Source organism: Allobosea sp. 67-29, assembly GCF_001898115.1.
Classification (GTDB): domain Bacteria; phylum Pseudomonadota; class Alphaproteobacteria; order Rhizobiales; family Beijerinckiaceae; genus Allobosea.
This window is the reverse complement of record NZ_MKSQ01000029.1, coordinates 88,438-100,271: the sequence shown is the minus strand read 5'-3', so window position 1 is coordinate 100,271 and position 11,834 is coordinate 88,438. Positions and strand designations below refer to the sequence as shown.

Genomic DNA, 11,834 nt, shown 5'->3' with positions numbered 1-11,834 from the left:
GATCCTGGCGCCGGGCTCCTACTGCCGCGCGATCTTGGCGCGCATCATCGCCGGGCGGGCGCCCGCATCCTTCAGCGCGCCGGACTTTGCCGCCTTCGCATTCTCGACCGAGCGCATGCCCTTGCCGGCCGTGCGGCTGGCGGGGCGCGCGCCCTGCTGCTGGCGCTGCTTCAGCGCCAGTGCCTTGCGCGCCAGGCTGCGCTGGCTCGGCGCGCGCAGCTTTTCGGACCGCCGCGTCTGCTCGGCGCCGACGCGCTTCAGCGCCACCGTCAGCGCATCGGCCTTGGCCTTGGTGCCATGATTGTCCGAGGCCGGCCGCGTGCCCTGCGGCGGCGCCTTGCCGCGAAACTCGCGCCGCTGCTGGCGGGCGATGTCGCGGGCGCGGTTGCGCTTTTCGCGCAGCGTGCCGGCGAGGTCGCGCAGATCGCCGTCGCTTTCGCGGCCGAGCCTGCCGCGCCGCGTGCGGGCGACGAGATCGAACTCGCCTTTGTCGAGAAGCCGTTCGAGTGCCTTGGCCGATAGCGACATCGCCGTTTCCTCCTGCTGCTGTCCACCTCTCCAGGATGCATCCGGCGGCGTTTTGTTCCCGCGGCGATTTGCCGGAATGGGTTCTCGCCTATATGCCGGCCGCCATGACCAGCCCGCATCAGATCACCGTTCGCGTCTATTATGAAGACACGGATTTCTCCGGCGTCGTCTATCACGCCTCCTATCTGCGCTTCATGGAGCGCGGGCGCACCGAACTCATCCGCGCGCTCGGCGTCGAGCAGCGCGAGCTCTTCGACGGCGACACGGCGCTGGGCTTTGCCGTGCGCAAGATGACGATCGACTTCCTCAAGCCCGCCGTGATGGATGACCTGCTCACGGTCGAGACCCGCTGCACCGAGGCGCGCGGTGCCACCATGGACCTGGAGCAGCGCGTGCTGCGCGGCGAGGAGGTCCTGATCACCGCCGCGGTCAGGGTCGCCTGCGTCGGCGGCGGCCGGGCGCGCCGCATTCCCGACGGCCTGCGCAAGCGGCTGATGCTCGATGTCTGAGGCATGCACATCGGCATCGACGCCGGCCGCGGCGCCATGTTAGCGCTGTTAACATGAGCTGGAAGCGCGACCGCCCCGAAACGCCCCGCGGCTATCACCACGGCAACCTCAAGGAGGAGCTGGTGAAGGCGGCGCTTGGGCTGATCGGCGAGAAGGGGCCGAACGGCTTCACCTTCGCCGAGGCCGCGCGCATGGCTGGCGTCAGCCCGGCTGCGCCTTATCGCCACTTCCGCGACCGGGACGAGTTGCTCGCCGATGTCGCGGCACGCGGGTTCCAGACCTTCGAGGCAGCCCTGTCGCGGGCCTGGGACCAGGGTCGCCCCGATCCCGAGACGGCCTTCCACCGGCTCGGCCGCGCCTATCTCGCCTTCGCCCATGACGAGCCAGCCTATTATTCCGCCATGTTCGAGGCCGGCGTCCCGCTCGATGCCAGCCCCGAATTGCGCGCCGCGGCCGATCGCGCCTTCGCCAATCTGCGGCAGGCGGCGGAGGCGCTGATCGCCAGGCTGCCGCAGGGCAAGCGCCCGCCCGCTCTGATGATGGCACTGCATATCTGGGCGATGTCGCACGGCATCGCCGCGCTGTTCGGCCGCGCCGATGGCGGGCGCCGGCCCTTGCCGATGTCGGCCGCCGAACTGCTCGAGGCGGGCATGCTGATCTACCTGCAGGGCCTCGGGATCGGCCCGGAAACCGCCGCGCCGCAAGCCGGTTGACGAAATCGCCAAGGCCGATCCTTGACAAATCCCGGGGTCGCGCGCATCTATGTAAATGTGATTTACATTCACGCTGGTCAGTGAGGGAGCAATGCCGATCGTCGAGAAGCTTGACGAATATGGAAAGGGAGCCTGGATCGCCTTCGCGGTTCTCGGCTTCATCGTGTTCTGGCCTCTGGGTCTGGCGACCCTGGCCTTTCTTTTCTGGAGTGGACGCATGGGCTGTGGATACGCAAGGGACCGCTACGAGCATCGGATGAGCCGTCTTCAGGACAAGATGGACCGCATGCGCGAGCGCATGGCCGGCCGTGACGGCCGCGGCTTCGGCGGCGGGTTCGGCGGCTGGGGTCGCGAGCCTTCGAGCGGCAACCGCGCCTTCGACGAGTACCGCAGCGAGACGCTGCGCCGGCTCGAGGAGGAGCAGCGCGAGTTCCACGATTTCCTCGGCCGCCTGCGCATGGCCCGAGACAAGGCCGAATTCGATCAGTTCATGAACGAACGCCGCAACAACCCGCCGGCCAATACGCCCGCTCAGCCCGACGCGGCCTGATCTGGCGGCGCGCCGCAACCCGCGACGCGATGGCTCGAAGCGCCCCGGTCGAAAGGCTGGGGCGTCTTTTTTTATGTCTCCGTCCCGGCGAACGGCCCCATCAGGCTCCGAGCCAGCCGGTCAGCCCGATCAGAACCAGCGGAATCGCCACGATCGCCAGCACCGTCTGGATCGCCGTGATCCCGGCCATCAGCGGCGCGTCGCCGCCGAGCTGCCGCGCCATGATGTAGGCGGAGGAGGCCGTCGGCAGGGCCTGGAACAGCAGGGCCGTGGTCAGGGCCTGGCCATTGAGCCCCGTCGCCAGCGCGACGAGGACGGTCGCGGCCGGCATCGCCAGAAACTTCATCAGCGACGAGGAAGCGACGGGGCCGGCCCATCGGCGTGCCGTGCCGAAGTCGAGCGCGGCGCCGACGCAGAGCAGGCCGAGCGGCAACGACGCGCCGCCGAGCGACCGCATCGCGGAGTCGAGGCCCGGCGGAATACGCAAGCCCGCGAGCTGGAAGGCGATACCTCCCAGCGATGCCACGACCAGCGGATTGCTGACGAGCTGTTTCAGGATGCCGCGACCATCGAGCCGGGCGGAGCCGTGCCGGGCGAAGACGAGGACGCACAGCACGTTGACCGTCGGCACGATCGCAGCGTTGCAGATCGCGGCCAGCGCAATGCCCTGCGTGCCGAACAGCCCGGCGGCCAGCGTCACCCCGACATAGTTGTTGAAGCGCACGCTGCCCTGGAAAACCGATGTGAAGGCCGGGCCGTCGAGCCCCAGCAGCGGCCGCAGCGCCATGACCAGCGCCGCGACGGCCAGAGTCGAAAGGATCAGCGTCACGGCGAGGTCGCGCACCGGCAACGCCTCGAGATGGGCCATCGCGAGCCCGTGGACGAACAGGCTGGGCAGCAGCACGTAGTACCCCAGCCGTTCGGCCTGGGGCCAGAAGCTCTCGGCCAGGAAGCGGCGCTGCCGCAGCGCCATGCCGAGGCCGATGAGAATGATGACGGGCAGCAGCGCCATCAGCACCGGCATCGTCATCGGGATCGCTCCCGAACCGGCTCCGCAGGAAGCGGAAGCCGGTCGCCTCTCGCGACGGGCTCTGCATTCGGTGAGACGGGCATGTCGAACTCGCGCTGCGAAACCGGATGCTGCCTACCAGCTTGCAATCGTCAGTCAAAATTCTGAATTCTGTTCCAATCAATGAGGAAAACTTGTTGATTGGCACGCAGTCCGCGCGCAAGCATCTTCTCATGTCGCTCCGCGCTCTCCGAACCCTGCAGGCGATCGCGCGCCATGGCTCCTTCGCGCGCGCCGGTGCCGCTGTCGGGCTGACGCAGTCGGCCGTCAGCCTGCAGGTCAAATCGCTGGAGGACGAATTCGGCGTGCGACTGTTCGACCGCTCGCGGCGGCTGCCGGTCCTGACGGAAGCCGGCAAGATCGTCCTCGCCAAGTCGGAGGAGGTTCTGGCCCTCCTCGACCGGATTCCCGAGGCGTTGGGAGACGAGCAGTCGCTCGCCGGCCGCCTCAAGATAGGCGCGATCCAGACCGCGCTGGCGGGCGCCCTGCCCGATGCCCTGACGACCCTGAAGCGCGCGCATCCGCGCCTCCGGGTCCACCTCGTTGCCGGCATGTCGGCCGAGCTGGCGGCGCAGGTCGCGGCCGGAGAGATCGACGCCGCGGTCACGACCGAGCCGGTCCGCCCTCATCCTCCCGGCCTGGTCTGGACACCGCTCTATCGGGACCGCTTCTGGCTGATCGCCCCGAAAGGAAACGAGCGCAAGGACCAACGGGAGCTGCTGACCGGCCTGCCCTTCATCAGGTTCGACAGCCGCGCCTGGGCGGGCCGGGTCATCGACCGCGAGCTGCGCCGGCAACGACTGACCGTCAGGGAGGAAATGATCCTGGACAGCCAGGAGGTCATCCTGCGCATGGTCGAGAAGGGGCTCGGCGTCGCGATCGCCCCGCTTTCGGAAGAGGCGCGGCTCGGCCTTGCTCTGCCGTGCCTGCCGTTCGGGGAGCCGCAACTGACGCGCCGCATCGTCCTTCTCGAACGGCAGGACCGCCGGACCGAAAGGCTGGCGGCCGCTCTGGCACAGGCCCTGATCGCAGCCGAGCAGGCGACGCGCGCCCGACTGAAGACGAGCGCGGGCGTGCCACGGCGCTAGCCAGGCACGGCAGGAAAAGCCCTCGCCCGGTCCGATCGTCGGCGAGAACCGCGCGGTCGTCGTTGCGTCATCTCGCCGCGTATACCCGACATTAACCTTGCCGAGGGCTTAACTCCAAGCGGAGCATGCGTTTCGTGGGAAACCCCGTTTCGGCCCATCTTTCGCCGGATTCGCGCGCGAAAGACAGGTTACGGCATTTCCCCGGATCGCAGAACGGGCGGCGGCGTGGGTCTCCCGCGACGCGAGCGGCGGGGCTTGGATCAGGGCTGCGGCTCGTTGCCGGACCGCTGGTCGCACCGCCTGGGTTGGAAGGATGACAGGATGAACCCCGCCGACGTCGCGCAGGCCGCGCCACAGATCGACATGTCGTTCTGGACGCTGTTCTGGCACGCCCATATCGTCGTCAAGCTGGTCATGCTCGGCCTGCTCGGCGCCTCGGTCTGGTGCTGGTCGATCATCATCGACAAGACTCTGCTCTACCGGCGCACGCGCAAGGACATGGACTCCTTCGAGGAGGTGTTCTGGTCGGGCCGCTCGCTGGAGGAACTCTATCGCGATCTCGCCAGCCGTCCGGTCAACGACATGGCGGCGGTGTTCGTCGCGGCGATGCGCGAGTGGAAGCGCTCCTTCGAGAATGGCGGCCGCTCCGTCGCCAGCCTCTCCCAGCGCATCGACAAGGTGCTGGACGTCACCATCCAGCGCGAGACCGAGCGGCTCGAATCGAAGCTCCTCGTCCTGTCGACCATCGCCTCCGCCGCTCCCTTCATCGGCCTGTTCGGCACGGTCTGGGGCATCATGACCTCGTTCACCGCGATCGCGGTCTCGAAGAACTCCTCGCTCGCCGTGGTCGCGCCCGGCATCGCGGAAGCGCTGTTCGCCACGGCCATCGGCCTTTTCGCTGCGATCCCCGCCCTGATGGCCTACAACAAGCTGCAGGCCGAGGTCGCCAAGGCGCAGGGGCGGCTCGAAGCCTTCGCCGACGAATTCTCCGCGATCCTGTCGCGGCAGATCGACGAGCGCATGGCGGCGTGAGGGCCTGAGCGATGGGAATGTCCGCAGCCGCAGGGGCGCAGGGCGGAGGCCGCCGGGCGCCATCGCCGAGATCAACATGACGCCGTTCATCGACGTCATGCTGGTGTTGCTCATCATCTTCATGGTCGCCGCGCCGCTGATCGCAACCGGCGTGCCGCTCGATCTGCCGCAGACCGGCGCCAAGCCGATCAATGTCGACCAGAAGCCGGTGACGATCGCCATCGATGGCAAGGGCCAGATCTTCCTGCAGGACGAGCCGACGCTGGAGCCCGACCTGGTCTCCAAGCTGCAGAGCCTCGCCAAGCAGGGCTTCGACGAACGCATCTATGTCCGCGCTGACAGGGTGGTCGACTACGGCCGCGTCGCGTCGGTCATGTCCACCATCACCGCCGCCGGCTTCAAGCGGGTTGCGCTGGTGACGGAACCAGCCGCCCGCTGAGGACGGTGGAAGCAAGGGTACGTAAGGGCGTGAAGCTTTCGACCTCCGAACCTGGCATGCTGGTGTCGGCGCTCGGCCATGTGATGGCGCTTGTCATCGGGCTGGTTGCGTTCTCGTCGCCGTCGCCGCTGCCGGACCATCAGGAGGCGATCGCCGTCGAGCTCGTCGACCCCAGTGCTCTGAACCAGGTCACCCGCGGCGAGCGCAATGCCCCGAAGGTGCAGGACAAGCCGACGCCGCGCGCCGAGCGCCAGTCCGATACGGTCGAGCACAAGGAGGCCGGCGACGCCAAGGCCGACAACCCGGCGCCGCCATCCCGCCCGCCCGAGCTGAAGACGGCCGAGGACAACGCCTCGGCTCCGACGCCGCCGGCTCGCCCGGTCGAGCAGCCGAAGCCCGAGGTGAAGCCACCGGAGCCGGCCAAGCAGCCCCCGCAGAAGAGCGAGGCCGCAGCCGCCCGCGAAGCCGAGCAGAAGCGCGAGGAACTCGCCAAGCTCGCCGCCGAGGCCGAGCTCGCCTCCAAGGCGAAGCAGGCCGAGGAAGAGGCCAAGGCCGCCGCCAAGGCGAAGGCCGAGGCGGACGCGCAGGCGAAGAAGGCGGCCGAAGCCAAGGCCAAGGCCGAGGCGCTCGCCAAGGCGGAGGCCGAAAAGGCCGCGAAGGAGAAGGCCGAGGCTATCGCCAAGGCCAAGGCTGAAGCCGATCAGAAGGCGAAGCTCGCCGCCGAGGCGAAGGCGAAGCAGGAGGCCGAGGCCAAGGCGAAGAAGGAGGCGCAGATCGCCAAGAACTTCAACGCCAGCGACATCGAGCGCCTGCTGCAATCGAAGGAAAAGGCCCAATCGACCGGTGCCTCCGCGCCGCAGATCAACCGCACCGCCTCGCTCGGCACCCGGACCGGCTCCTCGCAGAAGCTCAGCCCCTCGCTGCGCGCCCAGCTCATCGGCATCATCCAGGACCAGCTCCTGAAGTGCTGGAACGTGCCGATCGCGCTCGCGAATGCGCATGGCAACACCAACATCGTGCCCTCGGTGCGCATGAAGCTGAATACGGACGGCTCGCTTGCCGCGCAGCCCGGCGTGATCAACTCCTCCGCCGATCCGCTTTTCCGGGTCGCCGCCGATTCGGCGCTGACCGCCACCCGCCGCTGCGCGCCTTTGCGCATTCCGGCTCAATTCGCCGCCTATTATGACGACTGGCGCGATGTCGTCGTCAATTTCGACGCAAGGGACGTGCTGTGACCCTGATCGACCGCAACCCCCTCCCCTTCCTCTCCGCCGGGCCGACGCGGCGCGGCCTCCTCGCCATGGCCGGCGCCAGCCTGCTCGTGCCGGCGGCTGCGAAGGCCGAGCTTGTCATCAACCTCAGCGGCGGCACCTTCCAGCCGATGCCGATCGCGATCGCGGATTTCGGCGGCGACGGCGGCGTGCTCGTCTCGGGCGTCATCACCAACAACCTGAAGCGCTGCGGCTATTTCCTGCCCGTGGACAAGAGCCGCTTCCCTGAGAAGAACCCGCCCTTCGATGCCGCGCCGCAGTTCCAGGCCTGGCAGGCGGCCGGCGTGCAGGCGCTGGTGACCGGCCGCGTCGCCCGCGAGGCCGGGCGCATCCGCGCCGAGTTCCGGCTGTGGGATGTCGCCACCGGCACGCAGACCGACGGCCAGCAGTATTTCACCGATCCGAGCAACAGCCGCCGCGTCGGGCATATCATCTCTGACGCGATCTTCTCCAAGATCACCGGGCTCGGCGGCTTCTTCGACACCCGCGTCGTCTTCGTCGACGAATCCGGCACCAAGGAGAACCGGCGCAAGCGCCTCGCCATCATGGACCAGGACGGCGCCAATGTCCGCTACCTGACCAATGGCGATGTCTCGGTGGTGACGCCGCGCTATTCGCCGGTAGGACAGGACGTGACCTTCATGTCCCAGCGCCACGGCGAGCAGCCGCGTGTGCAGGTGCTCAACATCGAGACCGGCCAGCGCCAGATCGTCGGCAATTTCCCGGACATGACCTCGAGCCCGCGCTTCGCGCCCAACGGCCAGCGCATCGTGCTGTCGCTGCAGCAGGGCGGCAACGCGAACCTCTACGCCATCGACATCGGCTCGCGCACCACCCAGCGCCTGACCTCGACGGCGGCAATCGACACCTCGCCCTCCTACGCGCCGGACGGTTCGCGGATCGTGTTCGAGAGCGACCGCGGCGGCTCGCAGCAGCTCTATGTGATGGGCGCCGGGGGCGGCGAGGGCCAGCGCATCTCCTTCGGTCAGGGCCGCTACTCGCAGCCGAGCTGGTCGCCGCGCGGCGACCTGATCGCCTTCACCCGCCAGAGCCCGAACGGCTTCGCCATCGGCGTCATGCGCCCGGACGGCTCGGGGGAGCGCATCTTGACGGAAGGCTTCCACAACGAGGCGCCGAACTGGGCGCCGAACGGCCAGTACCTGATGTTCTTCCGCGACCCCGGCGGCGAGACCGGCGGCAAGCTCTACATGGTCGACATCACCGGCCGCGTCGAGGTGCCGGTGCCGACCCCCGCCTACGCCTCCGACCCGACCTGGTCGCCGCTGCTGAGCGGCGCGGCGCGCTGAAGCCCCGGCGGGCCGCTTCCTTCCCGCCGGACCGGGCGCTCAATCGCGATAGGCCGGCTCCTCGGCGTCGAGCTGGCGTCGGATCGACGCCAGGTGCAGCCGGGCCGATTCCGCGTCGCCCTCACGCATCTGGCGATAGGCAGCCTCGGCGATCTCGGGCTTGACCGGCAGAACCTCGCGCCCCGTCGAGAGCGCCAGCGCCTGCACCTCGCAGGCGCGCTCCAGATAGTAGAGGTCGTCCCAGGCCTCGGCGATGGTCGGCCCGAGCACCATCACGCCGTGGTGCTTCATGAAGACGATGTCGGCCTCGCCGACCGCCGCGGCGATGCGGTCGCCCTCGCGTTCGTCGAGCGCGAGGCCGTTGTAATCGCGGTCGACCGCGGTGCGGCCATAGAATTTCAGCGCCGTCTGCCCGGCGAAGATCAGCGGCTCGCCCTCGGTCATCGACAGCGCCGTCGCATAGGGCATGTGGGTGTGGAAGGCGACCTTCGCGCGCGGCAGGTTCCTGTGGATCCGCGCGTGGATATAGAAGGCGGTGGCCTCCGGCTGCCCCTCGCCCGAGACGACGTTGCCGTGGAAGTCGCAGATCAGCAGCCTCGACGCCGTCAGCTCCCGGAAGGCCCAGCCATAGGGATTGACGATGAACAGGTCGTCATAGCCCGGCACCAGCGCCGAAAAGTGATTGCAGATCCCCTCCTCGAAGCCGTAGCGCGCCGCCATCCGGAAGGTCGCGGCAAGGTCGCGGCGCGCTTCCCAGACGATCTCGGAGTCGAGATCGGGCTGGTTGGGACCGGGGGCAGGTGCCGCGCTCGAAACGCCGGGCTTGAGGGAATGGGCCATCGCGGTCTCCAGTCAGGGCAGGCGACGGACCGAAGCAAGCCCCGGGCCGCCGGGCAACCGTCACGATAAGCCGGAGGCAACGAAAGATGCGCTGCAATTGCGCATCCCCCTCACGCATTTCTTGCGCATCACAACGTCTGCCGCTTACCGCGGGAGGCTCCCGGCTTCTGCCGCCGCCCGCCGCCTGCCCGTATAGGGCAAGATGAACATGTAGAGCCCGCTGAACAGCAGCAGGAAGAGCGGAGGCAGCGGCGCATAGACCACCCAGGCGGGCGGTTCGCCGCGGGCCATGGCGATGAAATTCGCGATGACGGTGGCCGTGAAGACGATCGACAGCCAGCGATGGCCCTGCCGGATCCAGGCATTCCAAGCCATGGAATCTTCCTTTCCAATGCAATTGCCGTAGCGCCGTGGGTTTCAGCCCTCGCGCGCCACCACCTCGTCGAGCTTCGCCAGGAATTGCTGCCAGCCCGCTCTGGCTCCGCCGAAGGCCTGCTTCTGCTCGGGCCGGAAGCCGACCTGCTCCACGCGCAGATGCGAACCGCCTGGCGACGGGGTGAGGGTGAAGGTCACCACGCTCCGGAGGGCATAGGCCGCGTCCTCATGCTCGAAATTCCACGAATAGGACAGCGACCTGTTCGGCTCGATCGTGAGAACCTCGCAATCGAGCACGCCGCCCCAGTCCCCGTTCAGCTTGAACCGGTGCCCCACGATCGGAGCGAAATCGTTCTTCATCAGCCATTCGGCGATCAGATGGGGCTGGGTGAGGGCTCGCCAGATCTTCTCCGGCGGATGCGGCATCTCTCGCTCGACGACGACGGAGCGCGTTTCAGTCATTGATCCATCCTTTTCAGCAGGTCTTCGAGATCGTCGAAACGGCCTTCCCAGTACCCGGCCATCCGGCTGGTCCAGTCGACGAGAGGCGCAAGCGCGCCGGGCCGAGCGCTGTAATGCGTCTGGCGCCCCTGGTGACGGTCCCGCACCAGCCCCGCCTGCTTCAGCACGGCAAGGTGCTTCGAGACCGCGGGTTGCGACACGCCGGCGCGCGCCGTCAGCGCCGCGACGGTCTGTTCTCCCCGGTCGCACAGGCACTCGAAGAGGCCGCGCCGGGTCGGGTCGGCAAGCGTCCTGAACAGGGCCTCGGTCGTATCCGGCATCTCAGATCCATAACTCATCGGCTATGAATCAATCCATAACTACCTGGCTATGAGTTCGTCAAGGACGACCGCGATGGCTGGGTTGGGCAGAGCTGCGGCGGGCCGGTCCTCGCGCCTGCTGTGTCTCCGACGCCACAACCAAGACTTGAAAAAGCGCATCGCCATATTTGGTTAACCATATGCCGCAATGCCGCCACTTCGCCTTGTTCTGGCAAGGTCTCGTTTAGGTTGACGCTTCATTGATGGGGGCAAGTGCGAGGCCCTCCCTGAAGCAGGCGCCGAGAAAACACAGCAGATTCAGATCGCCCGGAGTTCAGCCATGTTGACCACCCTCCTCGCCGGCGGCCGTACCGTCCGCTTCGCCGCCGCCATCGCGGCCACGCTCGCGCTCGGCGCCTGCGCCAACAACCAGAGCGCGGACGCCAACGGCTCCGGCTTCGGCGCCGGCGGTGCCGCCACGCCGGGCAGCGCACAGGACTTCGTCGTCAATGTCGGCGACCGCGTCTTCTTCGAGACCGACTCGACCGATCTCACCCCGACCGCGACCGCGACGCTCGACAAGCAGGCCCAGTGGCTGCAGCGCTATCCGCGCTACACCTTCGTCGTCGAGGGTCACGCCGACGAGCGCGGCACCCGCGAGTACAACTATTCGCTCGGCGCCCGCCGCGCCCAGACCGTGCGCGACTACCTCGCCTCGCGCGGCATCCAGGCCAACCGCATCCGCACCATCTCCTATGGCAAGGAGCGGCCGGTCGCCGTGTGCAACGACATCTCCTGCTGGTCGCAGAACCGCCGCGCCGTGACGGTGCTCGACGGCGCCGGCGGCGGCGTCTGATCGGCGGAAGGCCGGTAAGCATCAGGCCCCGGACGTCACCGTCCGGGGCCTTTTCATGTCTGGATCAACTCTTTCCCGAGGACGGCGCTGCGCCGGCGCTCACCCCACCGGGGCCGGGATCAGGCTGCGCGCCACGCCCTCGATCCGCTCGGCTGCCGCGACGAGCGCCTCCGCCGCCCGGTCCTCGATCTCGCTGAGCCGCTGGTCGGCCGCCCCGGCATCGCCCTGCGTCGCCGCAAGCTCGTTCTCCAGCCGGGCGACGCGTCGCTTCAGCTCCGAGACCTCGTCGGCGACCATCAACGCCGCCATGACATGCAGACGCATGTCGCCGATCTCGCCGAAAGCCTGCCGCATCTCGCCGATCTTCTCGTCGTAGAGGCGTGCGAGTTCTTCCAGATGGGCTTCCTCGCCCTCTCCGCAGGCCATGCGATAGGCCTTGCCGGCGATCGTGACGTTGACTTGCGGCATTGCCCTTCCCTTTCAAAACCCGGCGCCG

The 11,834-nt window shown here is 68.1% G+C and carries 16 protein-coding genes; 9 read left to right on the top strand and 7 right to left on the bottom strand.

Annotated features, from left to right (window positions below; all coding sequences use genetic code 11):
- Nucleotides 1–18: 18 nt before the first annotated feature.
- Nucleotides 19–528: a hypothetical protein gene (locus BGO20_RS23265; RefSeq protein ID WP_291664302.1), complete on the bottom strand. Its 510-nt coding sequence runs from the start codon at nt 526–528 to the stop codon at nt 19–21.
- Between the two features lie 104 nt (nt 529–632).
- On the opposite strand from BGO20_RS23265, the gene ybgC reads away from it, so the two are divergent.
- From ybgC to BGO20_RS23250, 3 genes are all read left to right on the top strand, one after another.
- Complete coding sequence (gene ybgC / locus BGO20_RS23260; RefSeq protein ID WP_291664301.1) at nt 633–1,037, top strand: tol-pal system-associated acyl-CoA thioesterase; 405 nt, start codon at nt 633–635, stop codon at nt 1,035–1,037.
- Between the two features lie 53 nt (nt 1,038–1,090).
- Nucleotides 1,091–1,750, top strand: coding sequence for a TetR/AcrR family transcriptional regulator (locus BGO20_RS23255; RefSeq protein ID WP_291664300.1), 660 nt, complete (start codon nt 1,091–1,093; stop codon nt 1,748–1,750).
- A gap of 91 nt (nt 1,751–1,841) precedes the next feature.
- Nucleotides 1,842–2,300 (top strand): DUF2852 domain-containing protein, encoded by a 459-nt coding sequence (locus tag BGO20_RS23250; protein WP_291664299.1) that lies wholly within the window; start codon nt 1,842–1,844, stop codon nt 2,298–2,300.
- Between the two features lie 100 nt (nt 2,301–2,400).
- On the opposite strand, the gene BGO20_RS23245 is transcribed toward BGO20_RS23250, so the two are convergent.
- Complete coding sequence (locus BGO20_RS23245) at nt 2,401–3,330, bottom strand: AEC family transporter (RefSeq protein WP_291664298.1); 930 nt, start codon at nt 3,328–3,330, stop codon at nt 2,401–2,403.
- Between the two features lie 212 nt (nt 3,331–3,542).
- Here BGO20_RS23245 and BGO20_RS23240 point away from each other — a divergent pair, with 212 nt between their 5' ends.
- From BGO20_RS23240 to tolB, 5 genes are all read left to right on the top strand, one after another.
- Nucleotides 3,543–4,457 carry a LysR family transcriptional regulator gene (locus tag BGO20_RS23240; protein ID WP_291664297.1) on the top strand — a complete coding sequence of 305 codons (915 nt, stop codon included), beginning with the start codon at nt 3,543–3,545 and terminating at the stop codon, nt 4,455–4,457.
- A gap of 321 nt (nt 4,458–4,778) precedes the next feature.
- On the top strand, nt 4,779–5,489 hold the full coding sequence (tolQ, locus tag BGO20_RS23235) for a protein TolQ (RefSeq protein ID WP_291664296.1): 711 nt from the start codon (nt 4,779–4,781) through the stop codon (nt 5,487–5,489).
- 76 nt (nt 5,490–5,565) lie between these two features.
- The gene (locus BGO20_RS23230; protein WP_299858909.1) at nt 5,566–5,928 is read left to right on the top strand and encodes an ExbD/TolR family protein; all 363 of its coding nucleotides are present in this window, start codon (nt 5,566–5,568) and stop codon (nt 5,926–5,928) included.
- A 29-nt stretch (nt 5,929–5,957) separates the two neighbouring features.
- Nucleotides 5,958–7,163, top strand: coding sequence for a cell envelope integrity protein TolA (gene tolA / locus BGO20_RS23225; RefSeq protein ID WP_291664294.1), 1,206 nt, complete (start codon nt 5,958–5,960; stop codon nt 7,161–7,163).
- 65 nt (nt 7,164–7,228) lie between these two features.
- Entirely contained in the window at nt 7,229–8,506 is a 1,278-nt protein-coding gene (gene tolB / locus BGO20_RS23220) for a Tol-Pal system beta propeller repeat protein TolB (RefSeq protein WP_291664362.1), read from the top strand.
- A gap of 39 nt (nt 8,507–8,545) precedes the next feature.
- Here the strand turns inward: tolB and BGO20_RS23215 are convergent, their stop codons facing one another.
- From BGO20_RS23215 to BGO20_RS23200, 4 genes are all read right to left on the bottom strand, one after another.
- A complete protein-coding gene (locus tag BGO20_RS23215) occupies nt 8,546–9,346 on the bottom strand; it encodes an aldolase (protein ID WP_291664293.1) in 801 nt (266 codons plus the stop codon).
- A 144-nt stretch (nt 9,347–9,490) separates the two neighbouring features.
- Nucleotides 9,491–9,721, bottom strand: a complete 231-nt coding sequence (locus BGO20_RS23210; RefSeq protein ID WP_291664292.1) for a hypothetical protein — start codon at nt 9,719–9,721, stop codon at nt 9,491–9,493.
- Between the two features lie 42 nt (nt 9,722–9,763).
- The gene (locus BGO20_RS23205; protein ID WP_291664291.1) at nt 9,764–10,183 is read right to left on the bottom strand and encodes an SRPBCC family protein; all 420 of its coding nucleotides are present in this window, start codon (nt 10,181–10,183) and stop codon (nt 9,764–9,766) included.
- On the bottom strand, nt 10,180–10,503 hold the full coding sequence (locus tag BGO20_RS23200; protein WP_291664290.1) for an ArsR/SmtB family transcription factor: 324 nt from the start codon (nt 10,501–10,503) through the stop codon (nt 10,180–10,182). The genes BGO20_RS23205 and BGO20_RS23200 overlap by 4 nt, the downstream gene beginning before the upstream one ends.
- A gap of 319 nt (nt 10,504–10,822) precedes the next feature.
- Here BGO20_RS23200 and pal point away from each other — a divergent pair, with 319 nt between their 5' ends.
- A complete protein-coding gene (gene pal / locus BGO20_RS23195; RefSeq protein WP_291664289.1) occupies nt 10,823–11,338 on the top strand; it encodes a peptidoglycan-associated lipoprotein Pal in 516 nt (171 codons plus the stop codon).
- Nucleotides 11,339–11,437: 99 nt separating this feature from the next.
- Here the strand turns inward: pal and BGO20_RS23190 are convergent, their stop codons facing one another.
- Entirely contained in the window at nt 11,438–11,806 is a 369-nt protein-coding gene (locus tag BGO20_RS23190) for a cell division protein ZapA (protein WP_291664288.1), read from the bottom strand.
- Nucleotides 11,807–11,834: the final 28 nt, after the last annotated feature.